The organism is Shinella sp. GW821-FHT10F02 (genome assembly GCF_058809275.1).
Genome location: NZ_JBXASL010000002.1, coordinates 680,854 through 704,208 on the forward strand (window position 1 = coordinate 680,854; position 23,355 = coordinate 704,208).

Genomic DNA, 23,355 nt, shown 5'->3' on the forward strand with positions numbered 1-23,355 from the left:
CATGACCCGCGAAACCGTTCTCTCCAATGCCCGTATCGTGCTTGAGGACAAGATCCTCGACGGCACGCTGGTGTTGCGCGATGGCCTGATCGCCGACATCTCCGAAGGCTCCTCCACTGAGAGCGAGGACATGGAAGGCGACTTCCTCATCCCCGGCCTCGTCGAACTGCACACCGACCATCTGGAAGCCCACTATTCGCCGCGCCCCGGCGTGCGCTGGGGCCTGACGGCCGCCATCCAGTCGCACGACGCCCAGGTCGTGACCTCCGGCATCACCACCGTCTTCGACTGCCTGCGCATGGGCTCGGACGAGGACGGCGGCTTCGAGAAGGGCGAGATGCGTGCCATGGCCAACGCCATCGCAGAGGCGCAGAACGAGGACCGCCTGCGGGCGGAACACCTCATTCACCTGCGCTGCGAAGTCTCGACCGACAATGTGCTGGAACACTACGAGGAATTCGAGGACGATCCGCTCGTCCGCCTCGTCTCGCTGATGGACCACGCGCCCGGCCAGCGCCAGTTCCAGACGCTGGAGCAATATATCCTCTACTACAAGAAGAAGCGCGGCCTGACGGACGACGAGTTTGACGCCTTCTGCAAGCGCCAGCAGGACCTTTCCGCCCGCTATGCCAAGCCGCACCGCGATGCGATCGCCGCCTCCTGCGCCGCCCGCAATATCTCGGTCGCGAGCCACGACGATGCGACACTGGAGCATGTCGAGGAGGCGATTGGCTACGGCATCCGGCTTGCCGAATTCCCGACCAGCGTCGAAGCCGCGAAGGCCTCGCATGGCGCGGGCATGAGCGTGCTGATGGGCGCGCCGAACATCGTGCGCGGCAAGTCGCATTCCGGCAACATCGCCGCCCGCGACCTCGCAAACATGGGCGTGCTCGACGTGCTGTCTTCCGACTATGTGCCCTTCAGCCTGATGCACGCGCCCTTCATCCTCGCCGATGAGGGCATGGACCTGCCGAAGGCCATCAACATGGTCTCGACGACGCCCGCCCGCACCGTCGGGCTCGATGATCGAGGCGCCATTGCCAAGGGCCTGCGCGCCGATCTCGTGCGCGTGCGCCGTCCCTCCGGCGTTCCGGTCGTGCGCTCCGTCTGGCGCCAAGGCAGGCGCGTGGCATGAGCCTCGACGCCGAAGCCGCCGTCCACCAGCCATTAGCCGTTGCGGCCGGCACGATGGTCGTCGTCGTCGGCCCGAGCGGTGCCGGCAAGGACAGCGTGATGTCCTATGCCGCGCGGCATTTTGCCGATGAAGCCCGCGTACGCTTCGTTCGCCGCGTCATCACCCGCCCGGCGGACGCCGGCGGGGAGGCGCATGAGGCAATCGATGCGGAAGGGTTTCGCACACGCGCGGCCGAAGGCGGCTTCGCCGTCTCCTGGGAGGCGCACGGCCTGTCCTACGGCATCCCCCGCGAAACACTCGATGCACTGGCGACCGGTGTCACGCTCGTCGCCAATGGCAGCCGTTCGGCCTTGCCCGCTTTCGCTGATACTTACGCGCGGCTGAAGGTCGTGGTGATCACCGCGCGGCCGGACATTCTCGCCGCCCGCCTTGCCGCGCGTGGCCGGGAAAGTGTGGAGGGCATTGCAAAGCGGCTCGACCGTGCCGTGCCGGAAATCGTCGTCGCCGCCGATACCGTCGTCATCGACAATAGCGGCGCGCTGGAAGAGGCGGGCGAGGCCTTCGTCTCGTTGCTGGTCTCCGCACTCGCGCGCGAAGACTGATTCAGTCGCCCTTCAGCGCTTTATAGGCGGCTAGTGCGCGTTCGCGCGCCTTGCCGTGATCGACGATCGGCTTCGGATAGGTTTTCCCAAGCTCGACGCCGGCCTTCTTCAGCGCACTTTCCGGCGCATCGAAGGGCTTGTGTATCCAGGCCGCATCGAGCTTCTCCAGTTCCGGCACGAAGGTGCGGACATAGCTGCCGTCCGCATCGAATTTCTCGCCTTGCAGGATCGGGTTGAAGATGCGGAAGAAGGGCGAGGCATCCGCGCCCGAGCCCGCCACCCATTGCCAGTTCGCCGCATTCGAGGCTGCATCGGCATCCACCAGCGTATCGCGAAACCATTCTTCCCCGCGCCGCCAGTCGATCATCAGGTGTTTGATCAGGAAGGAAGCGGTGATCATGCGCACGCGGTTGTGCATCCAGCCATGTTTCCAGAGCTGCCGCATGCCGGCATCGACGATGGGATAACCCGTCTGGCCACGGGTCCAGAGCTTGAAGTTCTTGCCGACCGCTTCCCAGGGAAAGGCGTCGAAACGGTCGTTCCAGTTTTTTTCCGCAAGCTGCGGGAAATGGAAATGCAGGTGGTAGCAGAATTCCCGCCAGGCGAGTTCTTTGCGGAAATGCACGACATCCTCCGCCGGCGCCTTCAGGCCGCGCGTGGCATGCCAGATCCGGGCGGGCGAGATTTCGCCCAGCGCCAGATGCGGCGAAAGCATCGAGGTCGCGTCGATGGCGGGATGGTCGCGGTCCTGCTTGTAACCGTCGATCGCGCCGTCGACGAAGCTTTCCAGCCGTTCGCGCGCCGCCTCTTCCCCCGGCGTCCAGACATCGGAGAATGCGGCCGCCCAATCCGGCTTCTTCGGCAGCAGGTCCCAGTCATCGAACGTCTCGGATGCAGGGGTCTTGCGGAGAGAAGCCAGTTTTTCCGGCGCGTCGATCGGCTCGTGCGGCTCCCCCTCTCGCTCCAGCGCCTTCCAGAATGGCGTATAGACGCGGTACGGCCTTTTCTCCCCGGTCATCAGGCGCGTCGGGTCGTGCAGCAATTGTCCGGCGAAGCTTTTGGCGGCAATGCCACGCCCTTTCAGCGCCGCCTTGATGTCCGTGTCGATCGCGATGCCCGCGGGATCGTGCCGGCGGTTCCAGTGGACGGCGTCGGCGCCGGTCTCCTCGATCAGCTCGGCAAGCACCGCATCCGCCGCACCGCTGCGCAGCACCAGCGGTGAGCCGAGCTTCTGAAGCGTCTTGCCGAGCGAGGCCAGCGAATGATGCAGCCACCATTCCTGCGCCCCCCCGAGCGGTCCTGTTCCGGCTTTCTCCGGCTCGCGGATATAGAGGGTGACGACGGGGCGCCCCGTCTCCACGGCGGCGGCCAGCGCGGCGTTGTCGTCGACGCGCAGATCCTTGCGGAACCAGACGATGACCGGATTTTCGCTCGCAGCCATCTCTTCAGCTCCTTTTCGGCAGGGGACGGGTGAGGATGAACAGCACGCTTCCCGACAGGATGAGCGCGACCGTTCCGGCGAGAAGCATCGAGGGCTGCGTGCGGTAGTAGAAGAAGCCGTAGCTCGCGATGATGAGGCAGACGGAGACGATTTTGGCACGCGCGGAGATGGCGCCCTCGCGCCGCCAGTTCTGGAGCGGCGGGCCGAGCGTGCGGTGGTTCAGCAGCCACTGTTCCAGACGCGGCGAGGAGCGCGAAAAACACCAGACGGCGACGAGCAGGAAGGGTGTCGTCGGGAGCAGGGGCAGGAAAGCGCCGATAATGCCGAGCGCCGTCATCAGCAGGCCGGCCAGCATGTAGAGCGAGCGCACAGGGATCCTCGTTCAAAAAAACGCGTCGCCGTTCAGATAGAGTGCTTTGCGCCCGCCTCCAAGGGGCCATCGTACCGCAACGGGTGGAACGAACATCTTCCTCGGGCATTCCTTGCGGACGGAAACAGGGTAGGGCGAGGCGAATGTTGGACGATATCGACCGCGGAGACGAGCATGCCTGGTGGACGACGCAGCGCGGCGCTTCGCCGATCGTCGGCACCGCCATCCACAATGGCCACGCCGTCCGCCAGAACCTCCTCATGAATATGGCGCTCGACGACGACGAGCGGTTGCGCGAGGAAGACCCGTTCACGGCCGAAACCATCCGCGGCCTCGCCAATCGCATCGTCTTCCACCGCTCCCGCTTCGAGATCGACCTCAACCGCGCCCGCGACGGCGCTATCTACCTGCGGCCGGAACAGGCTTGGGGCCTGAAGGTGTGGCGCACGACCCCTTCCGAGGCCGAGCTTGCAGAAAGCCTCGCCGTGCATGACGCCTATTACGGCATGCTGGAAAACTATCTTCGCGGCGTGGAGGCGCAGCATGGCAGCTTCGTCGTGCTGGACATGCACAGCTACAACCACCGCCGCGCCGGCCCTTCGGCGCCACCGACCGAAGCGAGCGATGCGCCGGAAATCAATATCGGCACCTCCTCGATGGATCGGTCCCGGTGGGCGCCGGTGGTCGATGCCTTCATGAACTTCGCCGCCGATTTCGATTTTCTCGGCCGCCGGCTGGACGTGCGCGAGAACATCGCCTTCGAGGGGCGTGGCGAACAGACGCGCTTCATCCACGAGCGTTTCCGGCAAAACGGCTGCGCAATCGCCGTCGAATTCAAAAAGGTCTTCATGGACGAGTGGACGGGCGCGCCGGACTGGCAGGCGCTCGCATCCCTTCAAGCGCTCGTCGCGGGGGCGGCGCCGGTGCTCGAACGGGCGCTGCGGGAGGTCGCATGAGCCCAGCGAAGGCGGCGCGCAAGCCGCGCCAGAAGCAGGAAAAGACGCTTGTTCAGGACGTGATCGAAGCGCTGGAAGCCGGCAAGCCGGTGCGCCGCGACCTCGAAGGCGGGCGCCTGCATATCGACCGGCCGCTGCCGTTTATCTGCCTGCATGTCGGCGAGCCGGACACGCATGTCGTGGCGCGCGAGATCGCCGCCGCGAACGCCTCCTACCTCGTCACACCGCGCATCGAGGATGCTGTAGAACTCATTGCGCCGATTGCCGCGGCGCTGCGCAAGAAATTCGGCACCTTCGTGCTGCTCGACGTGGACGAGTTGCAGCGCGACCGGTTGCTGTCCGACGATGCGCCGTTCCTCCAGCCCTTCGAGGTCATGCTCTCGGCGACGCGCCAACCCGCGGCCAAGCGGGCGATGGAGGCATTCGAAACGGCGGTGGAGGCGTTCGAGGCCCGTTTCCGCACGCCGCATGTCGAGCTTTGCGCGGCGGAGGACGATCCCTGCGCCCGGCCGGAGCTTCTGAACCTCAAGCTGCCGCTTCTGACCCTGCGCTTCGCGCCGATCTACCGCGTGACGGGGTCCGACGCCACCTATCCGGACCTGCGCGAACGCCTGGTCGACAATTTCCTCGACGCGGGCCTGCGCGCCTTCGCGGCCTTTCTGGAGGCGGACGGTTTTCCGAAACCCGCCACCTACCGGGCCTTCGGCCGCAAGGCCTTCATCGATGCGGTCGAGAGGGCCGATCGCGGCATGGACGAGGTCGCCTCCAGCTTCGATTTCCTGCTTGCCGTGACGCCGATCAACGCAAACGCCGCCTGGCAGGAATTCAAGGCGAACCACTACGACAGGCCGCCGCGTTTCCTCTACCGTCCGCTGCCCCTCCTGGTGGAGGGGCAGAAGCGCCGCCTCTATTCCATTTCGCTCGACCGGCTCGAAGACCCCGTCCTGCACCAGATCTACCGGGAAAAACAGCAGGAACTCGACCTGCAACTGACGCTGATCGGCGAGCGGGAGAAGGCACGTTTCGTCGAGTTCGGCCGCGCGCTCTACGGCCCCGTCGAGCCCTCGCTACGCAAGGCCGCTGCCGAGGTTCTCGACGGCACGGGGCATGCCAAGCGCATGCCGGCGCTCGCCGATGACGACGAGGTGGTGGATTGCTTCTATGTCGAGCGCAAGGCGCGCTCCATGATGATGCACTATCACCAGCATTATGACGGTTTCGACGCGGCGATCGAACTACGCGACGACGTGCCGGCCGGCCTGCTCGTCTCCGGCCGCCGCCTGCTGATTTCCCGGCGCACGCGCATGATGCGCCATCGCGTCGATGCGCTGCTGAGCCACGAGGTCGGCGTGCACCTGCTCACCTATTTCAACGGCTCGGCGCAGGGCCTGCGCGTCTTCCGCACCGGCCTTTCGGGCTACGAGGGCATGCAGGAGGGGCTGGCGGTCTTCGCCGAATTCCTCGCCGGCGGCTTCACGCCGGAGCGCCTGCGGCTGCTCGCCGCCCGCGTCGTCGGTTGTGACCTGATGCTCGTCGGTGCCTCCTTCGTCGAGAGCTTTCGCACGCTGACGCAGGATTACGATTTCGACGCCGAGACCGCCTTTGGCCTGCTGCTGCGCGTCTTCCGCGGCGGCGGGCTCGCCAAGGACGCCATCTATCTGCGCGGGCTGCTCTCACTGCTGAGCCACCTGAAGGGCGGCGGCGCGCTCGATCCGTTCTGGATGGGCAAGATTTCGGCAGGCCATTTCAGCGTGATGGAGGAACTTGGCGCCCGCGGCCTGCTGAAGGCGCCGATCCTGCGACCACTCTGTCTCGAAACCGACCGTGGGCGCGCAAGGCTGGAGCGCGCCCGTGCCGGACTGACACCCCTGACAATGCTCGAAGCTTGAGGAGAGCAACCATGCGTATCGCCTTTTTCGTCAATTCGATCGAGGGGGAAACCCCGACCTATACCACCACCGGCCTCGCCATGGCCGCCCTCGGACGCGGGCATGAGATCTGCTACGTGACGCCGGGCGATTTCGTGCTCAGGGCCGATGACAGCCTGTCGGTGCGCGGCCGCGTGCTGCCGGGAAAACGCTACAAGAAGGCGGAGAGTTTTCACGCGGCTCTTCAGGGCGAGGACGCCACCATCGAGACGATGGACACAAGCGATGTCGACGTGCTGTTCCTGCGCAACGACCCGTCGCTCGATGCCGATGACCGGCCCTGGGCGGCCCATGTCGGCGCGATGTTCGGCCGGCTTGCGGCGGCGCGCGGCACCATCGTCGTCAACGATCCGGACGGCCTGTCGCTGGCGCAGAACAAGCTCTATTTCCAGGGTTTTCCGCGCGCCGTGCGGCCAGAAACGCTGATCTCCAAGAGCATCGACGAAATCCGCGCCTTCATCGACGGCCACAAGGAGGGCGTCATCATGAAGCCGCTCCAGGGCTCCGGCGGCAAGAACGTCTTCAAGATCGGCTCGCCCGACGAGGCGAACCTCAACCAGATCTTTGAGGCCGTCAGCGGCGAGGGTTATCTCATCGCGCAGAACTACCTGCCCGCCGCGACCGAAGGCGACATCCGGCTCTTCCTGATGAACGGCCGGCCATTGGAGCGGGACGGCAAATATGCCGCGATCCGCCGGGTGCCGGCGAAGGGCGAGGTGCGCTCGAACATCCACGCGGCCGGCACCGCGGTCTCCGTCGAGATCACGCCGGAAATCCTTGCGATTGCGGACATGGTGCGGCCGAAACTCGTCGAGGACGGCATGTTCCTCGTCGGCCTCGATATCGTTGGCGACAAGATTCTGGAGATCAACGTCTTCACGCCGGGCGGCCTCAACGTGATGTTCGATCTATACGACATCGATTTTGCCGACAGCATCATCGCCGCGCTGGAGCAGAAGGTCGCGCAGCGCGACGCCTATGCGGGCGCCATCACCAACCGAACCCTTGCGACACTCTGAAGCCAGTCAGATCGGCTTGCTGTTCGCCGCGCCCTTGGCCGATTTCGCTTTTGCGACGGCCTTGGCGGCGACCGGCTTTTCGGCGCCGGCATCCGCCTTCTTCTTCGGCTTGGCCTCGGACTTTTTCGTCTGCGCCTTTTTGGAGATCTCGATCAGCGGCTTTTTCGCACTGGCCGGCTTGGGATCCTCGGCGAGCGCCACGCGCTCGAACTCGTCGCGCTCGCGCGCGGCCTGCTCCCAATGTTCGGCGTCCTGGCCATGCGGCCGGCCAGCCTCTTCCCAGATCGCATAGGCTCGCTTGCTGATCCATTCCAAACGCACATCCGACATCGCTAATCCCCGTTCAAGAGTTGCCCGTTCAAGGGTTGACTGACGCCATGTCGCCGATGTGCCGCGCAGGATGTGCAGGCAGGGCCGGGACACGGAACTCGCTGGAGGGCCGGGAGCATTCGACCGGCAGGTCCAGATATTCGGCGCACCATACGCTCCGGGGTAAGGCCCTTCTTGGAGCAGGTCTGCTTCATGCGATTCGCAAGGCTAGAATGCGCCGAAAGCGACAGGGCATCAAGCCGAGCCGGCCGCGGCATCCTGGCCTTGAGCCCGCATAGTAAGGAAAATCATGCCCCGGGTTGCGGCAAATCGGCGTAATTTTGGAAAAGTTTCATGCTGGCGGGTGGACAGTGTCGATCCCGCCAACGTATTGTCCGGATGAGAGAATATTCAACGCGGACGACGAAATCGAGAGGCAGGGCGTTTGGCAGCAACAGGGCAACAGCATCGACCGGTTCGTCGGGCTTTCCGCCTTTTCTGCGCCACGTTCACCTGTCTTTTGCTGTTGATATCCACGCTGTCCGCACCTTCTGCCGTCAGCGCCAGCTCGAAACTGCTTCGTTACGGCACGCAGAAGACTTTTGGTCATCCATCTGCACTTGCCGACCTGGAGTGCCGCAAGCGCCCCGTCGCCGGCAAGGTCACGCCGCTTGATGGCGGCGACGGCATTGGCTGTCCGCCGGCGCAAGGCGTTTTGCGCCTGGCGGACGCGGATGTCGCTGTCGCCATCGTTCCTCAGTGCCGCTGCGGCAGCGGTCGCATCGAAACGCGCGGGGCCCGTGCCCCTCCGTTCCATTTCGCCTGACGACCGCTTCGATCGTCCCGTCGATCGCGCGCGGTCTTCCCGATGTCGCCGGCATGCCGGCGTGAGAAGCTCTGACGTAAAGCGATCGATTTAAAACGATGACAGGTGAAATGATTCTGGTCCTGCTGGTCTGCCTTCCCTTCGCGGGAAGCCTCGCCGCGACCATTCTGCTGCGGACGGATTCGCGGGTGCTGGCGGCGCGCATGGCGGGCGTCGTCGCCTTTGCCGGCTTCGTCATGACCGCCGTGCTCTACCCCGCGGTGCGCGACGGCGGCAAGGTCCGCGTCGATCTGCAATGGCTGCCGCAGCTCGGCCTGAACGTCACGCTGCGCATGGACGGTTTCGCCTGGCTCTTCGCCATGCTCGTCACCGGCATCGGCTGCCTCGTCGTGCTCTATGCGCGGTATTACATGTCGGAAGAGGACCCGGTCCCGCGCTTCTTCTCGTTCCTGCTCGCCTTCATGGGCTCGATGCTCGGCATTGTGCTCTCGGGCAACATCATCCTGCTCTCGGTGTTCTGGGAGCTCACCAGCATCTTCTCCTTCCTCCTGATCAGCTACTGGCATCACAATGCCGCCGCGCGTGACGGCGCGCGCATGGCGCTGACGATCACCGGTATCGGCGGCTTCTGCCTGCTCGCCGGCCTCATCGTGCTCGGCCATATCGCCGGAAGCTACGATCTCGACGTGGTGCTGGCCGCCGGCGACAAGATCAAGGCGCATCCGCTCTACCTGACGGCGCTGGTGCTGATCCTTATCGGCGCCCTGACCAAGAGCGCGCAGGTGCCGTTCCATTTCTGGCTGCCGAATGCCATGGCCGCACCGACGCCGGTCTCGGCGTACCTGCATTCCGCGACCATGGTGAAGGCGGGCGTCTTCCTTCTGGTGCGCTTCTGGCCGCCGCTGTCGGGCACCTATGAATGGTTCATGCTGCTCGGCATCGCCGGCATCAGCACGCTGATCCTCGGCGCCTATTTCGCCATGTTCCAGCAGGACCTGAAGGGCCTGCTCGCCTATTCGACGATCAGCCATCTCGGCCTCATCACGACGCTGCTCAGTCTCGGCAGTCCGCTTGCCGCCGTCGCCGCGATCTTCCACATGGTCAACCATGCCACCTTCAAGGCCTCGCTCTTCATGGCCGCCGGCATCATCGACCACGAGACCGGCACGCGCGACATGAGGCGATTAAGCGGGCTCTTCAAATACCTGCCGATCACCGGCACGCTCGCCATGGTGGCGAGTGCGGCGATGGCCGGCGTGCCGCTCCTCAACGGCTTCATCTCCAAGGAAATGTTCTTCGCGGAAGCCGTTGAAACCCATGCCGATTCCGTGCTCGACCGCATCCTGCCCTATGTCGCGACGTTGGCCGGCGCCTTCTCCGTCGCCTATTCGCTGCGCTTCATCCACATGGTGTTCTTCGGCCCGCCGCCCGTCGACCTGCCGAAGCCCAAGCCGCACGAGCCGCCGCACTGGATGCGCTTCCCGATCGAGTTCTTGGTGCTCGCCTGCCTCGTCGTCGGCATCATCCCGAGCCTGTCGATCGGCCCGTTCCTGCATTCCGCCGTCGTCTCCGTGCTGGGCGAGCGCACGCCGGACTACAGCCTCGCCGTCTGGCACGGCATCAACACGCCCCTGATCATGAGCATGATCGCGCTCATCGGCGGCGCCGCGCTCTATGCGGTGCTGAAGGACTATCTCGCCAAATGCGATGACGGTCCGCCGCTGTTCCGCCATCTCGGCGGCCAGCGCATCTTCGAGCGCGTGCTGGTGACGGTGTCGTGGAAATGGGCGCGCTGGCTGGAAAGCCACCTCGGCACGCGCAATCTCCAGCCGCAGCTGCGCCTCGTCGCGGCCGCCGGCCTGCTTGCCGGCGTGGTGCCGCTCTATCTCGCCGGCTTCACGCCAAAACCGCCGGAATTCGGCGATGTCGACCCGATCTTCGCCGCCGTCTGGTGCGTCGGCGCCTTCTGCGCGCTCGCCGCCGCCTACCAGGCGAAGTATCACCGGCTTGCGGCCCTCGTCCTGCTCGGCGGCGCCGGGATCACCACCTGCATCACCTTCGTCTGGCTGTCGGCGCCCGACCTCGCCATCACCCAGCTTCTCGTCGAAATCGTCACGACGGTCCTGCTGCTGCTCGGCCTGCGCTGGCTGCCCAAGCGCTCGGAAAAGGTCGACAATTCCGTGTCGCTTGCCGCGCGCAGCCGCCGCTTCCGCGATTTTCTGCTGGCGATCTCCTGCGGCTTCGGCATGTTCATCTTCTCCTACGCCATCATGAAACAGCCGGTGCCGGACGCGATCGCCAGCTATTTCCTCGAAAAGGCCTATACGGAAGGCGGCGGGCGCAACGTGGTCAACGTCATCCTCGTCGATTTCCGCGGCTTCGACACGATGGGCGAGATCGCGGTGCTCGCCATCGTGGCGCTGACGGTCTTCGCGCTCTTACGTCGTTTCCGTCCGGCGGCCGACAGCATCGAAAAGCCGGAGCAGCAGCGCATCCAGAACGCCTATGACGCGGAACGGCCCGAGCGCTCGGCCGGCGACACGGTGCGTGACTACCTGCTCGTGCCCTCGGTCATCATGCAGTGGATGTTCCCGGTCGTCATCACCTTCTCGGTCTATCTCTTCCTGCGCGGCCATGACCTGCCGGGCGGCGGTTTTGCCGCCGGCATCACCATGGCGATCGCCTTCCTGCTGCAATATCTGGCGGGCGGCGTGCGCTGGGCGGAAGACCGGCTGCGCATCCTGCCGCTGCGCTGGATGGGCTTCGGCCTGCTGCTGGCGGCCGCGACCGGCATTGGCGCCTGGTTCCTGGGCTATCCGTTCCTGACATCCCATTCGCAATATATCGAGGTGGCGTTCATCGGAAAGGTGCCGGCGGCGACCGCCCTGCTGTTCGATCTCGGCGTCTTCTCGCTCGTCGTCGGCGCGACGGTGCTCATCCTCATCGCGCTCGCCCACCAATCCATACGCACGCATCGGGTCCGCAATCTCGACGCCTCAAAGGCGGAGGAAGCCTGATGGAACTCGTTCTCGCAATCGGCATCGGCGTCATGACCGGCTCGGGCGTCTGGCTCATCCTGCGCCCCCGCACCTACCAGGTCATCATCGGCCTGTCGCTGCTTTCCTATGCCGTCAACCTCTTCATCTTCGGGGTCGGCGGGGTGAAGTCCAATGCCGCGCCGCTGCTCGGCGAGGGCGTCGACATCTCTACGCTTACCGATCCGGTGCCGCACGCCCTGGTGCTGACCGCCATCGTCATCGGCTTTGCCACGACGGCGCTCTTCCTCGTCGTCCTGCTCGCCGCCCGCGGCCTCACTGGCACCGACCATGTCGACGGCAGGGAGCAGCCGAAATGAGCGGCTGGCAGCAACACCTCATCATCGCGCCGATCCTCATTCCGCTGATCGCGGGCGCGGCCCTCCTGTTCTTTGACGAGCGCGAGCGTGTCGTCAAAGCGATGATCAGCGTCGTCTCGTGCCTGGCGCTCGCCGCCGTCGCCATCACGCTGTTCCGGCTGGCGAATAATGGCGACGGCGAAGGCAGCTTCGAGGGCGTCTACCTGCTCGGCAACTGGCCGGCCCCCTTCGGCATCGTGCTGGTGGTCGATCGCCTCTCGGCGCTGATGCTGGTGCTAACCTCCATCCTCGCCATTCCGGCGCTGGTTTTCGCCCTCGCCCGCTGGCATGCGGCCGGCGCGCATTTCCACACGCTGTTCCAGCTCCTGCTGATGGGCCTCAACGGCGCGTTCCTCACCGGCGACCTGTTCAATCTTTTCGTCTTCTTCGAGGTGATGCTCGCCGCCTCCTACGGCCTCTTGATGCACGGCTCCGGTTCCATGCGCGTCAAGGCTGGCATGCACTACATCGCGGTCAATCTTGCGGCCGCGCTCTGCTTCCTGATCGGCGTCAGCGCCATCTATGGTTCGGCCGGCACGCTCAACATGGCGGATCTCGCGGTGCGCATCGGCGAGATCGAGGGCGAGCGGCGCATGCTGCTGGAGGCGGGTGCCGGCATCCTCGGCATCGTCTTCCTCATCAAGGCCGGCATGTGGCCGCTGAACTTCTGGCTACCCGGCGCCTACAGCGCCGCGACCGCGCCCGTCGCCGGCATCTTCGCCATCATGAGCAAGGTCGGCATCTACGTCATCCTGCGCCTGTCGCTGCTGGTCTTCGGGCAGGGCGAATCCGCCGGCCTCGGCCTCAACGTGCTGCTCTATGGCGGCATGGCGACCATCGCCTTCGGCACGATCGGCGTGCTCGCCTCACAGGCACTCGGGCGGCTCGCGAGTTACTCCGTGCTCGTTTCCTCCGGCACGCTGCTCGCGGTGCTCGGCCTCAGCAACGGGCAGGTCACGGCGGGCGCGCTGTTCTACATGGTCAGTTCGACCATGACGATCTGCGCTTTCTTCATGCTGATCGAACTGGTGGAACGCGGGCAGGATGCCGGCGCCTCGGTTCTCGCCGTCACCATGGAGGCCTATGGCGACGCGGACGAGGAGGAGCGGGAGGTCGAGGTCGGCATCACCATGCCGGGAACGATCGCCGTGCTCGGCATCTGCTTTGCCGCCTGCGGCATCCTGCTGTCCGGCCTGCCGCCGCTCTCCGGCTTCGTCGCGAAATTCGCCATGCTCACCGGCATGATCGGCATGAACGCGCAGGAAGGGCCGATCTCTGCCTCCGTCTGGTGGATCGTCGGCCTGCTGATCCTGTCGGGGCTGGCGGCGCTCATTTCGATGACCCGCGCCGGCATCCGCACCTTCTGGGCCTCGATGGAAGGCACCGTGCCCCGCGTGCTCGTCATGGAAATGGCGCCGGTCATGCTGCTCATCGCGCTGACGCTGACGCTGACGATCAAGGCCGGCCCGGCGATGACCTATATGGAGGAGACGGTGCGCAACCTGCAGCAGCCGGCCACCTATATCGACGCCGTCATCAACGCGCGCCGCGCCGGGGTGGCGGAGGCGAGCGGGCCGGATGGCGGGGGAGGGCTCTGACATGCTGCCCTATCCGCTCCTCAGCGCCTCGCTCGTCCTCATGTGGCTGGCCCTCAACGGCTTCACGATCGGCCATTTCATCCTCGGCTGCATTGTCGCCGTGCTCGCCTCCTGGGGCATGGCATCGCTCCGGCCCGCTAAACCGCGCCTGAACAAATGGTATCTGCTGCCCAAACTCGTCGGCATCGTGCTCTACGATATCCTGCGCTCGAACATCGCCGTCGCCTCCATCCTGCTGACGGGCGGCAAGCGCAGCCACAAGTCCGGCTTCATGACCGTGCCGCTCGACCTGGAGAACCCGACCGCGCTCGCCGTGCTCGCCGTGGTGGTGACGAGCACGCCGGGCACGGCCTGGCTCGAATACAATTCCTTGAACAGGACCGTGCTGATCCACGTACTAGACCTCGTCGACGAGGAGGAATGGCGGGTGCTGATCAAGACGCGCTACGAGGCGCTGCTGATGGAGATTTTCGAATGAGCCACATGATCCTCGCCTGGTCCGTCACCATCGCGCAAATCATGCTGGCGCTCGCCATGGCGCTCGCGGCGATCCGCATGTCGCGGGGGCCGCGCGCGCAGGATCGCGTGCTGGCGCTCGACACGCTTTATGTCAACTCGATGCTGCTGCTGATGGTCTTCGGCATCCGCACCGGCAAGGTCATCTATTTCGAGGCGTCGCTCGTCATCGGCATGCTCGGCTTCGTCGCCACGGTGGCGCTCGCCAAATTCCTGATGCGCGGGGAGGTGGTCGAATGAGCACGATCGAACATGCGGGCGACCTGCCGGCCTGGGCCGCACTCGCCGTCTCCTTCTTCCTCGTGGTGGGCGCAGGCCTGACGCTGATCGGCACCATCGGCTTCACCCGCCTGCCGACCTTCTACGAGCGCATCCATGCGCCCACACTCGGCACGAGTTGGGGCACCGGCGGCATCGTCATGGCCTCGATGATCTTCTTCACCGTGCTTTCCACGCGGCTCGTCGTGCATGAAATCCTGATCGGCATCTTCGTGACGGTCACCACGCCGGTGACGCTGATGCTGCTCGCTCGCGCGGCGCTCCACCGCGACCGGGCGGAGGGCAATCCGGAGGTGCCGGCCGAAGCGCCGGTCGAGCCCGCCAGCGAAGCCGACCAGCCCGCACCGGCCGAGTAGCAGCCGGAAGCCCTCAAGCCCCTCAGTGCTGGTCGAGTGCCCGTGTCAGCGTGAGCGCCGCGATCGTGCAGATCGCGCCGGAGATCAGGTAGCCGCCGATGAAGATGATGCCGAAGCTGCTGGCGAGGCCGAGCGCCACGAGCGGCGCGAAGCCGGCGCCGAGAAGCCAGGCGAGGTCGGACGTGAGGGCCGCACCGGTGTAACGGTAATATTGCGTGAAGCGCGAGGAGACGGCGCCGGAGGACTGGCCGAAGGTGAGGCCGAGGATGAAGAAGCCGATCAGGATATAGGCATCCTGGCCCTTGCCGCCGGCATCCAGCAGGAACGGCGCGGAAAAGCTGAAGATCGCGATCAGGATGGCGCCGAGCATCAGCTCGTTGCGCCGGCCGATGCGGTCGGCGATGAAGCCGGACAGCACGATGCCGACGGCGCCGAGTGCCGCACCCGCGACCTGCACCCACAGGAACTGCGCCGCCGACTGACCGCCGAAAAGCGTGATCCAGCTCAGGGGGAAGATTGTGACGAGGTGAAACATCGCAAAGCTCGCGAGCGGCACGAAGGCGCCGAGCACCACGTCCATGCTGTGTTTGCTGAGCATCTCGAAGATCGGCCGGGCCTGCAGTTCCTGCGCTTCCATCGCCGCGCCGAATTCCTTGCTGGCAACGATGCGCAGACGCGCGAAGAGCGCCACGACGTTGATCGCGAAGGCGACGAAGAAGGGATAACGCCAGCCCCAGGCGAGGAAATCGGCCTCGGAGAGGCTGGAGACCATGTAGCCGAAGAGGATGCTCGCCAGCGCAAAGCCGATCGGCGCGCCGAGCTGCGGGATCATCGCATACCAGCCGCGGCGATTCGGCGGCGCGCTGAGGTTCAACAGCGAAGCGAGGCCATCCCACGCGCCCCCGAGCGCAAAACCCTGGCCCAGGCGGAACAGCGCCAGCAGCGCCACGGCCCAATATCCGAGCGTCTCGTAGCCGGGCAGGAAGGCGATCGACGCGGTCGAGCCGCCGAGGATGACCAGCGCGACCGTCAGCTTGGTGCCGCGGCCATAATTGCGGTCGATCCACATGAAGACGAAGGAGCCGACCGGGCGCGAGAGAAAGGCCAGCGGAAACAGCGCGAAGGACATCAGGGTCGCGGCGACCGGATTGGGCGCGAAGGGGAAGATGAGCTTCGGGAAGACGAGGATGGAGCCGAGGCCGTAGACGAAGAAGTCGAAGAATTCCGAGGTCCGGCCGATCACCACGCCGATGGCGACGCTGCCCGGCGACAGCGGCTTGTCGTCGTCGTGCATGCGGCGGGCGTCTCGCTCGAGACCGGACGATGTGGGGTTGCTGGCCGAGCTCATGAACTTCTCCACGGGGATTTGCGTCATGTCGTTAGAATGTTGACCAATCGGCGCCCGATATCAAGGACAAGACGAAGAAAGCCCGCGAGCCGGCCTCAATTGACAACAAACATTTCTATTGGGCTAGTACAAACGCGCATCGACAGAAAGCCCCAACTTCACTAGCCTACTGCGACAGAATGCTGCGCTGCGACGAACGACCTCATTTTCAAGCGTGGCCGCACCCGCCTATTGCCGACTAGACAGAACACAAGTTGAGGCCGAAATGCCGAAGCCATTCAGTTTAGCCAGACGATCGCTCCTATTCACGCTGATGCTCGCGACGCTTTCGGGGTGCAACATGGTCGTCATGTCGCCCTCCGGCGATATCGCGGCGCAGCAGCGGGACCTGATCGTCATCTCGACCTTCCTGATGCTGATCATCATCATTCCCGTCATCTGCCTGACGCTCTATTTCGCCTGGCATTACCGCCAGTCGAACACGGCGGCCAAGTACGATCCGGAATGGCACCACTCGACTGGCCTCGAAGTCATCATCTGGTCGGCGCCGCTCGCCATCATCATCGCGCTCGGCGCCATCACCTGGGTCAGCACCCACAAGCTCGACCCCTACCGCCCGCTCGACCGGATCGATGCGGCGCGGCCCGTAACCGAAGAGGTGAAGCCGATCAATGTCGAGGTCGTGGCGCTCGACTGGAAATGGCTGTTCTTCTACCCGGACTACGGCATCGCCACGGTCAACGAGATGGCGGCCCCGGTCGACGTGCCGATCAATTTCAAGCTCACCGCCTCGTCGGTGATGAACTCGTTCTATGTGCCGGCACTCGCCGGCATGATCTACACCATGCCGGGCATGCAAACCCGGCTGCACGCCGTCATCAACAAGCCCGGCGAATATGAAGGCCTGTCGTCCAACTACAGCGGCGACGGTTTTTCGCACATGCGCTTTAAGTTCCATGGCGTCGACCAGGCGGGCTTCGACGCCTGGGTCGCCCGGGTGAAGCAGAACGGCACGATGCTCAACCGCGACGCCTACCTGAAGCTCGAAAAGCCGAGCATCAAGGAACCGGTCCGCTACTACGCCAACGTCGAGGACGGGCTTTACGAGGCCGTGCTCAACATGTGCGCACGCCCCGGCCAGATGTGCATGAAGGACATGATGCATATCGACATGATGGGCGGCGCCGGCGTCGAGAGCCATGAGAACCGGGCGAAGCTGGAGCACGACAATCGCCACGCGTCAGAGGAGACGCCCGGCGCCACCTTCCCGGAAACCGGCAATCCCGCGCGCAGCGAAGAGCCGGCAGAAGGCGTCGAGGAGCGGCAGGAGGAGCCGGCCACGATGAACCACGACATGCACAAGATGTAACGGGACCTCACCGCGCTCGCCGGTTCCGGCGGGCGCTGAGAGACCTCACGAGCGGCCCTCACGAGCCCTGGGGCTCGCATTCGAAAGATATTGGACAACCCATGTTCGGTGACATCAGCCTCACGCAATTCATCTTCGGACGGCTTACCTGGGAGGCGATCCCCTATCACGAGCCCATCCTCGTCGTGACCTTCGCGGTCGTGGCGCTCGGCGGCATCGCGCTCCTCGGCCTCATCACGAAGTTCAAGCTCTGGGGCTATCTCTGGCACGAGTGGTTCACCAGCGTCGATCACAAGAAGATCGGCATCATGTACATCATCCTGGCGATCGTCATGCTTCTGCGCGGCTTTGCCGATGCGATCATGATGCGCATCCAGCAGGCGATCGCCTTCAACGGCAACGAGGGTTACCTCAACCCGCACCACTACGACCAGATCTTCACCGCGCATGGCGTGATCATGATCTTCTTCGTGGCGATGCCCTTCGTCACCGGCTTCATGAACTATGTCGTGCCGCTCCAGATCGGCGCCCGCGACGTCTCCTTCCCCTTCCTCAACAACTTCTCCTTCTGGATGACGACCGGCGGCGCGATCATCGTCATGATGTCGCTCTTCGTGGGTGAATTCGCGCGCACTGGCTGGCTCGCCTATCCGCCGCTCTCCGGCGTGGACTACAGTCCCGGCGTCGGCGTGGATTATTATATCTGGGGCTTGCAGGTGGCGGGCGTGGGGACGACGCTCTCTGGCATCAACCTGATAGCGACCATCGTGAAGATGCGCGCCCCCGGCATGACCTTCATGAAGATGCCGGTCTTCACCTGGACCTCGCTCTGCACCAACATCCTGATCGTCGCGACCTTCCCGATCCTGACCGCGACGCTCGCCCTGCTGTCGCTCGACCGTTACGTTGGCACGAACTTCTTCACCAACGACCTCGGCGGCAATCCGATGATGTACATCAACCTCATCTGGATCTGGGGCCATCCAGAGGTCTACATCCTCGTGCTGCCGGCCTTCGGCATCTTCTCCGAGGTGGTCGCCACCTTCTGCGGCAAGCGCCTGTTCGGCTATGCCTCCATGGTCTACGCCACCTGCGTGATCATGATCCTCTCCTACATCGTCTGGCTGCACCACTTCTTCACGATGGGCTCGGGCGCCTCGGTCAACGCCTTCTTCGGTATCACCACGATGATCATCTCGATCCCGACGGGAGCGAAGATGTTCAACTGGCTCTTCACCATGTATCGCGGCCGCATCCGCTACGAGGTGCCGATGCTGTGGACGGTCGGCTTCATGATCACCTTCGTCATCGGCGGCATGACCGGCGTCATGCTGGCGATCCCGCCGGCCGATTTCGTGCTGCACAATTCGCTGTTCCTGATCGCCCACTTCCACAACGTCATCATCGGCGGGGTTTTGTTCGGGCTGATGGCGGGCCTCGTCTATTGGTGGCCGAAGGCCTTCGGCTACAAGCTCGATCCGTTCTGGGGCAAGATGACCTTCTGGTTCTGGCAGATCGGCTTCTTCTTCGCCTTCATGCCGCTCTACGTGCTCGGCCTGATGGGCGTTACCCGCCGCGTCAGCCAGTTCGAGGACCCGTCGCTGCAGATCTGGTTCATCATCGCCGCCTTCGGCGCCGGCCTGATCGCGCTCGGCATCGGCTCCTTTATCGTCCAGCTGGTGGTGAGCTACCTCCGGCGCGACGAGCTGCGCGTGATCTCTGGCGATCCGTGGGACGGCCGCACGCTCGAATGGTCGACGTCCTCGCCGCCGCCAGACTACAACTTCGCCTTCACGCCCGTCGTGCACGACCATGACAGCTGGTACGACATGAAGAGCCGTGGCTACGAGCGTCCGCTCGAAGGCTTCAAGCCGATCCACATGCCGAAGAACACCGGCACGGGCGTGATCCTCGCCGGCATCAGCGTCGTGCTCGCCTTCGCGATGATCTGGTACATGTGGTGGCTGGTCGCGCTGTCCTTTATCGGCATCATAGCGGTGTCGATCGCCCATACGTTCAACTACAATCGCGATTTCTTAATCCCCGCCGAAACCGTTGCGGCGACCGAAGACGCGCGTTCCAAGCTGCTTCAAGAACGGACCTGAGCCATGAGCGCGACCCAAGTCCAGCAAACCGACGAAAAGCCGCAGTTCTACCTGACGGAAGACCACCATCCGGAAAACAGCACCATGCTGGGTTTCTGGCTCTACCTGATGAGCGATTGCCTGATCTTCGCCGTCCTCTTCGCCACCCACGGCGTGCTCGGCCGCAACTATGCGGCAGGCCCGTCGCCGGCCGATCTCTTCGACCTCAACATCGTCGCGATCAACACGGCGATGCTGCTGCTCTCGTCCATCACCTATGGCTTCGCCATGCTCCAGATGGAGCGCAACGCCAAGATGGAGACGCTGGTCTGGCTCGGCATCACCGGCGTGTTCGGCGCGATCTTCCTGGCGCTGGAACTCTACGAGTTCTACCACCTGATCCACGAGGGCGCCGGCCCGACGCGCTCGGCCTTCCTCTCGTCCTTCTTCACGCTGGTCGGAACGCACGGCCTGCATGTCACCTTCGGCATCATCTGGCTGATCACGCTGATGGTGCAGGTCGGCAGGCACGGGCTGATCCCGGAAAACCGCCGCCGCCTGATGTGCCTGTCGATGTTCTGGCACTTCCTCGACGTCATCTGGATCGGCGTCTTCTCCTTCGTCTATCTCCTGGGAGTGATCGGATGAGCCCGAACCACGAAAGCGCTGCTGACACCCACCACGCCCATAGCCATGGCCACGATGCCGGCCACGGCTCGTTCAAGGGCTACATGACGGGCTTCATCCTGTCGGTGATCCTGACGGCCATTCCCTTCTGGCTCGTCATGGCCGGCGTGCTGGACAGCAAGCTGCTCACCGCCGTCATCGTCATGGGCATCGGCGTGGTGCAGATCGTCGTGCACATGGTCTATTTCCTGCACATGAACCCGCGCTCGGAAGGCGGCTGGACCATGATGGCGCTGATCTTCACGCTGATCATCGTCGGCATCGCGCTGGCCGGCTCCCTCTGGGTCATGCATCACCTCAACCAGAACATGATGCCGATGACCCACGAGATGATGAAGAACATGCCCTGACGAGGGCGCCATGACCGCTGACCCGCAAGCCGCAGGGGAGGGCGCCTCCTCCTCTCGCGCGAAATGGCTTCTCACGGGCTTCCTGCTCCTCCTCGTCGCCGTCTTCCTGGCGCTCGGCACCTGGCAGGTGCAGCGGCTGTTCTGGAAGCTCGACCTCATCGCGCGCGTCGACAGCCGCGTCCACGCCGACCCGGTGCCGGCGCCGGCCGGGGCGGAATGGCCGGCGATCAACCCGGAGAAGGACGAGTACCGCCACGTTACCGCCACCGGCCTTTTCCAGCACGACAAGACGGTGCTGGTGCAGGCCGTGACGGAGCGCGGCGCCGGTTTCTGGGTGCTGACGCCGCTCCTCCTGCCGGATGAATCGACCGTCGTCATCAACCGCGGCTTCGTGCCCGCCGACAAGCGCGATCCCGCGGCGCGCGTCGCAAGCGAGCTTGCCGCCGGCCCCGTCACGGTGACCGGTCTGCTGCGCCTCAGCGAACCCGGCGGCGGTTTCCTGCGCGCCAACGATCCGGCAAACGAACGGTGGTTCTCCCGCGATATCGCCGCCATCGCCGCCGCCAAAGGCCTGAGCAATGTGGCGCCCTACTTCATCGATGCAGACGCGACACCCAATCCGGGCGGCCTGCCGGTCGGCGGGCTCACCGTCGTCGCCTTTCGCAATAGCCATCTCGTCTACGCGCTCACCTGGTATGCGCTGGCCGTGATGAGCGTCGCGGGCATCTATCTCGTCCGCAAGCAGCGCGCCGCATGACATTTCCCGCAACTTGGCGCTTGCCGAGCCGCGCGCGCGAAAATATGAAAGCGGAAATCATATTTTGCGAGGACCTGCTTTCCATGAGCGCATCGGCGGCACACGCAACCAGACCTTCCACCGCTCCGGCCTCAGTGTTCTCTCTGCACGATGTCGGCATGGAACTGGAGGGGCGGGCGCTGCTGAGCTCGATCTCGCTGGAAATCGTCGAAGGCCGCTCGGTCGCGCTGATCGGCCATAACGGATCTGGCAAGTCGACACTGCTGAAACTTCTCGGTCGGCTTGCCACGCCGACATCCGGCCGCATCCGCTTCGAGGGCCAGCCGCTCGAAAACTGGGACCGCCGCCCGCTGGCGCGCCGTCTTGCCCACCTGCCGCAGTCCCTGCCGCTGGCGCCGGGCATGCTGGTGAAGGAACTGGTGGCGCTCGGCCGTTATCCCTGGCACGGCGCGCTCGGCCGGTTTTCTGCCGAGGACCGCCGCAAGGTAGAAGAGGCGATCGAACTGACCCATCTCAGCCCGCTCGCCGACCGCCTGGTCGACAGCCTCTCCGGTGGCGAGCGCCAACGCGCCTGGATCGCCATGCTGGTGGCGCAGGACGCCCGCTGCATGCTGCTCGACGAACCGATTTCCGCTCTCGACATCGCCCACCAGATCGAGGTCCTCTCGCTGGTGCGCGACCTGACGACGCAGAAGAACGTCACCATCGTCACCGTACTGCACGACGTCAACATGGCCGCGCGCTACTGCGACGACATCGTCGCCTTACGCGGCGGCGAGGTGGTCTCGATCGGCACGCCGGAAAGCATCATGACGCCGGCGGAACTCGATCGCATCTTCGGCGTCGCGATGGATGTCGTGCGCCAGCAATCCTCCGGCCGCCCGCTCGCCTTCGCGCGCTAGCTTTTCTTGTTGACGAAGCTGGCATTGCCAAGCCCGGTGCCGATCGTCACCGCGGCCCAGCTTTTCACGTCCTTCATGCGCGGCACCTCGGAAAGACCCTGGACGACGGCATCATTGTGCATGATGACGAAGGTCGGCTGGTCGGTGATGCGCGGAATGGCGGTGCGCAGCGCCTCGGGCAGGTTGAAATGCGTGCTTTCCCAATTGCCGCCCGGCAGGTTCTGCCCGCCGCGGGCAATCGATCCATCCGCCGCGATGATGCCGGGGCAGCCGATGCCGATGACGGGCGCCAGCGCCAGCTTGGCCTTCTCGGCCTTGGCGATCAGCGCCTCGATCATCCGCACGAGATATTCGATGGTCGCGGTGCGGCGGGGCTCATCGTCGGCATGGCGCCAGAGCTCGGATTTCCAGACCTTGGCCTTGGAGAAATCCGCCTTTTCGCCGAGGTTGAGCTTGACGACGCCGGCGCGGATGTTCGTGCCGCCGATATCGACGGCGAGGATCGCGTCGTGTCCCTTCAGCATCCAGGAGGGAATGAGGTGCACCGCGCCGATGAGCCCGGCCTCGTCCGGATGGTGGGCGATGGGCTTGAGCGCCACCTTCAGGCCTTCCGCCTTGAGCAGGATCTGGGCGCGGGCAATCGCCATCATGCCGACCTTGCTGTCACGAAAACCGCCACCCACGGCGATCGTTTCAGTGTCCTTCCAGGAATCTTCCTTCAGGTAACGGGCAAGCACGTCCGCGAGCGTCTTCGCAAAGTCGCCGATCGCCGCCATCACGAGGGCCGCCGCCTCCGATTCCGGATCCTTCAGCAGCGCATCGACCTCCTTCTTCGAGAGATCGTCGGTCGGAACGCCACCGAGCGGATCGTCGCCGCCTTCGCGAACCCGCCTGCGCCAGTCGTTGATCGCGTCGCGGAAGGCGCCCTTGTTGGCCCGGTCGCCGATGAAGCCGTCCTTGTCACGCCGTTCGAGATTGTAGCTTGCGACGGTGACCGTCGGCAGCTCTTCCGCCCCATGGGTGACGGGCGCCTCGTTCTCCTCGACCGGTCGCGATTTCTGTTTGGCCATGTCCGTTCCTTTGTTCGATGCGAGACCACAATGCGCCCGGGAAAAACTTGTTCCTGCCG

23 protein-coding genes are annotated in these 23,355 nt (G+C 64.6%); 18 read left to right on the forward strand and 5 right to left on the reverse strand.

Translation table 11 applies throughout. From position 1 onward, the window contains the following. Nucleotide 1: 1 nt before the first annotated feature. Both AC1RWL_RS09025 and phnN read left to right on the forward strand, forming a co-directional pair. Nucleotides 2-1,135 carry an alpha-D-ribose 1-methylphosphonate 5-triphosphate diphosphatase gene (locus AC1RWL_RS09025; RefSeq protein WP_493094344.1) on the forward strand — a complete coding sequence of 378 codons (1,134 nt, stop codon included), beginning with the start codon at nucleotides 2-4 and terminating at the stop codon, nucleotides 1,133-1,135. Then, nucleotides 1,132-1,737, forward strand: coding sequence for a phosphonate metabolism protein/1,5-bisphosphokinase (PRPP-forming) PhnN (gene phnN / locus AC1RWL_RS09030; RefSeq protein WP_493094345.1), 606 nt, complete (start codon nucleotides 1,132-1,134; stop codon nucleotides 1,735-1,737). The genes AC1RWL_RS09025 and phnN overlap by 4 nt, the downstream gene beginning before the upstream one ends. Nucleotide 1,738: 1 nt before the next feature. Here phnN and AC1RWL_RS09035 read toward each other — a convergent pair whose 3' ends face one another. Both AC1RWL_RS09035 and AC1RWL_RS09040 read right to left on the reverse strand, forming a co-directional pair. Next, nucleotides 1,739-3,178, reverse strand: a complete 1,440-nt coding sequence (locus tag AC1RWL_RS09035; RefSeq protein WP_493094346.1) for a cryptochrome/photolyase family protein — start codon at nucleotides 3,176-3,178, stop codon at nucleotides 1,739-1,741. A 4-nt stretch (nucleotides 3,179-3,182) separates the two neighbouring features. Continuing rightward, entirely contained in the window at nucleotides 3,183-3,548 is a 366-nt protein-coding gene (locus AC1RWL_RS09040) for a YbaN family protein (RefSeq protein WP_493094347.1), read from the reverse strand. Nucleotides 3,549-3,691: 143 nt separating this feature from the next. Here AC1RWL_RS09040 and AC1RWL_RS09045 point away from each other — a divergent pair, with 143 nt between their 5' ends. Genes AC1RWL_RS09045 through AC1RWL_RS09055 form a run of 3 tightly spaced genes read left to right on the forward strand, consistent with a single transcriptional unit; the run spans nucleotide 3,692 to nucleotide 7,451 of the window. Beyond that, the gene (locus AC1RWL_RS09045; protein WP_493094348.1) at nucleotides 3,692-4,504 is read left to right on the forward strand and encodes an N-formylglutamate amidohydrolase; all 813 of its coding nucleotides are present in this window, start codon (nucleotides 3,692-3,694) and stop codon (nucleotides 4,502-4,504) included. Next, on the forward strand, nucleotides 4,501-6,393 hold the full coding sequence (locus tag AC1RWL_RS09050; RefSeq protein ID WP_493094349.1) for a flavohemoglobin expression-modulating QEGLA motif protein: 1,893 nt from the start codon (nucleotides 4,501-4,503) through the stop codon (nucleotides 6,391-6,393). Before AC1RWL_RS09045 ends, AC1RWL_RS09050 begins: the two co-directional genes overlap by 4 nt. A gap of 11 nt (nucleotides 6,394-6,404) precedes the next feature. Beyond that, nucleotides 6,405-7,451 (forward strand): glutathione synthase, encoded by a 1,047-nt coding sequence (locus AC1RWL_RS09055; protein ID WP_493094350.1) that lies wholly within the window; start codon nucleotides 6,405-6,407, stop codon nucleotides 7,449-7,451. Between the two features lie 6 nt (nucleotides 7,452-7,457). On the opposite strand, the gene AC1RWL_RS09060 is transcribed toward AC1RWL_RS09055, so the two are convergent. Then, complete coding sequence (locus AC1RWL_RS09060) at nucleotides 7,458-7,781, reverse strand: DUF2934 domain-containing protein (protein ID WP_256116845.1); 324 nt, start codon at nucleotides 7,779-7,781, stop codon at nucleotides 7,458-7,460. 424 nt (nucleotides 7,782-8,205) lie between these two features. On the opposite strand from AC1RWL_RS09060, the gene AC1RWL_RS09065 reads away from it, so the two are divergent. The 7 genes from AC1RWL_RS09065 (at nucleotide 8,206) to mnhG (ending at nucleotide 14,729) form a co-directional block, all read left to right on the forward strand. Then, nucleotides 8,206-8,586, forward strand: a complete 381-nt coding sequence (locus AC1RWL_RS09065) for a hypothetical protein (RefSeq protein ID WP_493094351.1) — start codon at nucleotides 8,206-8,208, stop codon at nucleotides 8,584-8,586. Between the two features lie 98 nt (nucleotides 8,587-8,684). Then, nucleotides 8,685-11,603, forward strand: coding sequence for a monovalent cation/H+ antiporter subunit A (locus tag AC1RWL_RS09070; RefSeq protein ID WP_493158322.1), 2,919 nt, complete (start codon nucleotides 8,685-8,687; stop codon nucleotides 11,601-11,603). Next, a complete protein-coding gene (locus AC1RWL_RS09075; protein WP_435266005.1) occupies nucleotides 11,603-11,941 on the forward strand; it encodes a Na+/H+ antiporter subunit C in 339 nt (112 codons plus the stop codon). Before AC1RWL_RS09070 ends, AC1RWL_RS09075 begins: the two co-directional genes overlap by 1 nt. Next, nucleotides 11,938-13,578 carry a monovalent cation/H+ antiporter subunit D gene (locus AC1RWL_RS09080; RefSeq protein ID WP_493094353.1) on the forward strand — a complete coding sequence of 547 codons (1,641 nt, stop codon included), beginning with the start codon at nucleotides 11,938-11,940 and terminating at the stop codon, nucleotides 13,576-13,578. The genes AC1RWL_RS09075 and AC1RWL_RS09080 overlap by 4 nt, the downstream gene beginning before the upstream one ends. A gap of 1 nt (nucleotide 13,579) precedes the next feature. After that, nucleotides 13,580-14,056 carry a Na+/H+ antiporter subunit E gene (locus tag AC1RWL_RS09085; RefSeq protein WP_493094354.1) on the forward strand — a complete coding sequence of 159 codons (477 nt, stop codon included), beginning with the start codon at nucleotides 13,580-13,582 and terminating at the stop codon, nucleotides 14,054-14,056. After that, nucleotides 14,053-14,334 carry a K+/H+ antiporter subunit F gene (locus tag AC1RWL_RS09090; protein WP_256116839.1) on the forward strand — a complete coding sequence of 94 codons (282 nt, stop codon included), beginning with the start codon at nucleotides 14,053-14,055 and terminating at the stop codon, nucleotides 14,332-14,334. Before AC1RWL_RS09085 ends, AC1RWL_RS09090 begins: the two co-directional genes overlap by 4 nt. Then, nucleotides 14,331-14,729 (forward strand): monovalent cation/H(+) antiporter subunit G, encoded by a 399-nt coding sequence (mnhG, locus tag AC1RWL_RS09095; protein ID WP_493094355.1) that lies wholly within the window; start codon nucleotides 14,331-14,333, stop codon nucleotides 14,727-14,729. Before AC1RWL_RS09090 ends, mnhG begins: the two co-directional genes overlap by 4 nt. Nucleotides 14,730-14,751: 22 nt before the next feature. On the opposite strand, the gene AC1RWL_RS09100 is transcribed toward mnhG, so the two are convergent. Continuing rightward, nucleotides 14,752-16,077 carry an MFS transporter gene (locus tag AC1RWL_RS09100; protein WP_256116838.1) on the reverse strand — a complete coding sequence of 442 codons (1,326 nt, stop codon included), beginning with the start codon at nucleotides 16,075-16,077 and terminating at the stop codon, nucleotides 14,752-14,754. A gap of 313 nt (nucleotides 16,078-16,390) precedes the next feature. Here AC1RWL_RS09100 and cyoA point away from each other — a divergent pair, with 313 nt between their 5' ends. The 6 genes from cyoA (at nucleotide 16,391) to AC1RWL_RS09130 (ending at nucleotide 22,226) form a co-directional block, all read left to right on the forward strand. Next, complete coding sequence (cyoA, locus tag AC1RWL_RS09105; RefSeq protein WP_493094475.1) at nucleotides 16,391-17,446, forward strand: ubiquinol oxidase subunit II; 1,056 nt, start codon at nucleotides 16,391-16,393, stop codon at nucleotides 17,444-17,446. Between the two features lie 101 nt (nucleotides 17,447-17,547). Further along, on the forward strand, nucleotides 17,548-19,551 hold the full coding sequence (gene cyoB, locus AC1RWL_RS09110; protein ID WP_493094356.1) for a cytochrome o ubiquinol oxidase subunit I: 2,004 nt from the start codon (nucleotides 17,548-17,550) through the stop codon (nucleotides 19,549-19,551). Between the two features lie 3 nt (nucleotides 19,552-19,554). Beyond that, nucleotides 19,555-20,178 (forward strand): cytochrome o ubiquinol oxidase subunit III, encoded by a 624-nt coding sequence (gene cyoC / locus AC1RWL_RS09115; RefSeq protein ID WP_256116835.1) that lies wholly within the window; start codon nucleotides 19,555-19,557, stop codon nucleotides 20,176-20,178. After that, nucleotides 20,175-20,567: a cytochrome o ubiquinol oxidase subunit IV gene (gene cyoD / locus AC1RWL_RS09120; protein ID WP_256116834.1), complete on the forward strand. Its 393-nt coding sequence runs from the start codon at nucleotides 20,175-20,177 to the stop codon at nucleotides 20,565-20,567. The genes cyoC and cyoD overlap by 4 nt, the downstream gene beginning before the upstream one ends. Nucleotides 20,568-20,577: 10 nt before the next feature. Beyond that, nucleotides 20,578-21,324 carry an SURF1 family protein gene (locus tag AC1RWL_RS09125; protein ID WP_493094357.1) on the forward strand — a complete coding sequence of 249 codons (747 nt, stop codon included), beginning with the start codon at nucleotides 20,578-20,580 and terminating at the stop codon, nucleotides 21,322-21,324. Between the two features lie 83 nt (nucleotides 21,325-21,407). Beyond that, nucleotides 21,408-22,226, forward strand: a complete 819-nt coding sequence (locus AC1RWL_RS09130) for an ATP-binding cassette domain-containing protein (protein WP_493158324.1) — start codon at nucleotides 21,408-21,410, stop codon at nucleotides 22,224-22,226. Here AC1RWL_RS09130 and AC1RWL_RS09135 read toward each other — a convergent pair. Beyond that, a complete protein-coding gene (locus AC1RWL_RS09135; protein WP_493094359.1) occupies nucleotides 22,223-23,296 on the reverse strand; it encodes an ROK family protein in 1,074 nt (357 codons plus the stop codon). The two genes, AC1RWL_RS09130 and AC1RWL_RS09135, sit on opposite strands and share 4 nt — an antisense overlap. Nucleotides 23,297-23,355: the final 59 nt, after the last annotated feature.

What these genes read in the sequence shown, in the direction of transcription:
- AC1RWL_RS09025 (WP_493094344.1), top strand. Translation starts at nt 2, where the DNA reads ATGACCCGCGAAACCGTTCTCTCCAATGCCCGTATCGTGCTTGAGGAC.
- phnN (WP_493094345.1), top strand. Translation starts at nt 1,132, where the DNA reads ATGAGCCTCGACGCCGAAGCCGCCGTCCACCAGCCATTAGCCGTTGCG.
- AC1RWL_RS09035 (WP_493094346.1), bottom strand. Translation starts at nt 3,178, where the DNA reads ATGGCTGCGAGCGAAAATCCGGTCATCGTCTGGTTCCGCAAGGATCTG.
- AC1RWL_RS09045 (WP_493094348.1), top strand. Translation starts at nt 3,692, where the DNA reads ATGTTGGACGATATCGACCGCGGAGACGAGCATGCCTGGTGGACGACG.
- AC1RWL_RS09050 (WP_493094349.1), top strand. Translation starts at nt 4,501, where the DNA reads ATGAGCCCAGCGAAGGCGGCGCGCAAGCCGCGCCAGAAGCAGGAAAAG.
- AC1RWL_RS09055 (WP_493094350.1), top strand. Translation starts at nt 6,405, where the DNA reads ATGCGTATCGCCTTTTTCGTCAATTCGATCGAGGGGGAAACCCCGACC.
- AC1RWL_RS09060 (WP_256116845.1), bottom strand. Translation starts at nt 7,781, where the DNA reads ATGTCGGATGTGCGTTTGGAATGGATCAGCAAGCGAGCCTATGCGATC.
- AC1RWL_RS09070 (WP_493158322.1), top strand. Translation starts at nt 8,685, where the DNA reads ATGACAGGTGAAATGATTCTGGTCCTGCTGGTCTGCCTTCCCTTCGCG.
- AC1RWL_RS09075 (WP_435266005.1), top strand. Translation starts at nt 11,603, where the DNA reads ATGGAACTCGTTCTCGCAATCGGCATCGGCGTCATGACCGGCTCGGGC.
- AC1RWL_RS09080 (WP_493094353.1), top strand. Translation starts at nt 11,938, where the DNA reads ATGAGCGGCTGGCAGCAACACCTCATCATCGCGCCGATCCTCATTCCG.
- AC1RWL_RS09085 (WP_493094354.1), top strand. Translation starts at nt 13,580, where the DNA reads ATGCTGCCCTATCCGCTCCTCAGCGCCTCGCTCGTCCTCATGTGGCTG.
- AC1RWL_RS09090 (WP_256116839.1), top strand. Translation starts at nt 14,053, where the DNA reads ATGAGCCACATGATCCTCGCCTGGTCCGTCACCATCGCGCAAATCATG.
- mnhG (WP_493094355.1), top strand. Translation starts at nt 14,331, where the DNA reads ATGAGCACGATCGAACATGCGGGCGACCTGCCGGCCTGGGCCGCACTC.
- AC1RWL_RS09100 (WP_256116838.1), bottom strand. Translation starts at nt 16,077, where the DNA reads ATGAGCTCGGCCAGCAACCCCACATCGTCCGGTCTCGAGCGAGACGCC.
- cyoA (WP_493094475.1), top strand. Translation starts at nt 16,391, where the DNA reads ATGCTCGCGACGCTTTCGGGGTGCAACATGGTCGTCATGTCGCCCTCC.
- cyoB (WP_493094356.1), top strand. Translation starts at nt 17,548, where the DNA reads ATGTTCGGTGACATCAGCCTCACGCAATTCATCTTCGGACGGCTTACC.
- cyoC (WP_256116835.1), top strand. Translation starts at nt 19,555, where the DNA reads ATGAGCGCGACCCAAGTCCAGCAAACCGACGAAAAGCCGCAGTTCTAC.
- cyoD (WP_256116834.1), top strand. Translation starts at nt 20,175, where the DNA reads ATGAGCCCGAACCACGAAAGCGCTGCTGACACCCACCACGCCCATAGC.
- AC1RWL_RS09125 (WP_493094357.1), top strand. Translation starts at nt 20,578, where the DNA reads ATGACCGCTGACCCGCAAGCCGCAGGGGAGGGCGCCTCCTCCTCTCGC.
- AC1RWL_RS09130 (WP_493158324.1), top strand. Translation starts at nt 21,408, where the DNA reads ATGAGCGCATCGGCGGCACACGCAACCAGACCTTCCACCGCTCCGGCC.
- AC1RWL_RS09135 (WP_493094359.1), bottom strand. Translation starts at nt 23,296, where the DNA reads ATGGCCAAACAGAAATCGCGACCGGTCGAGGAGAACGAGGCGCCCGTC.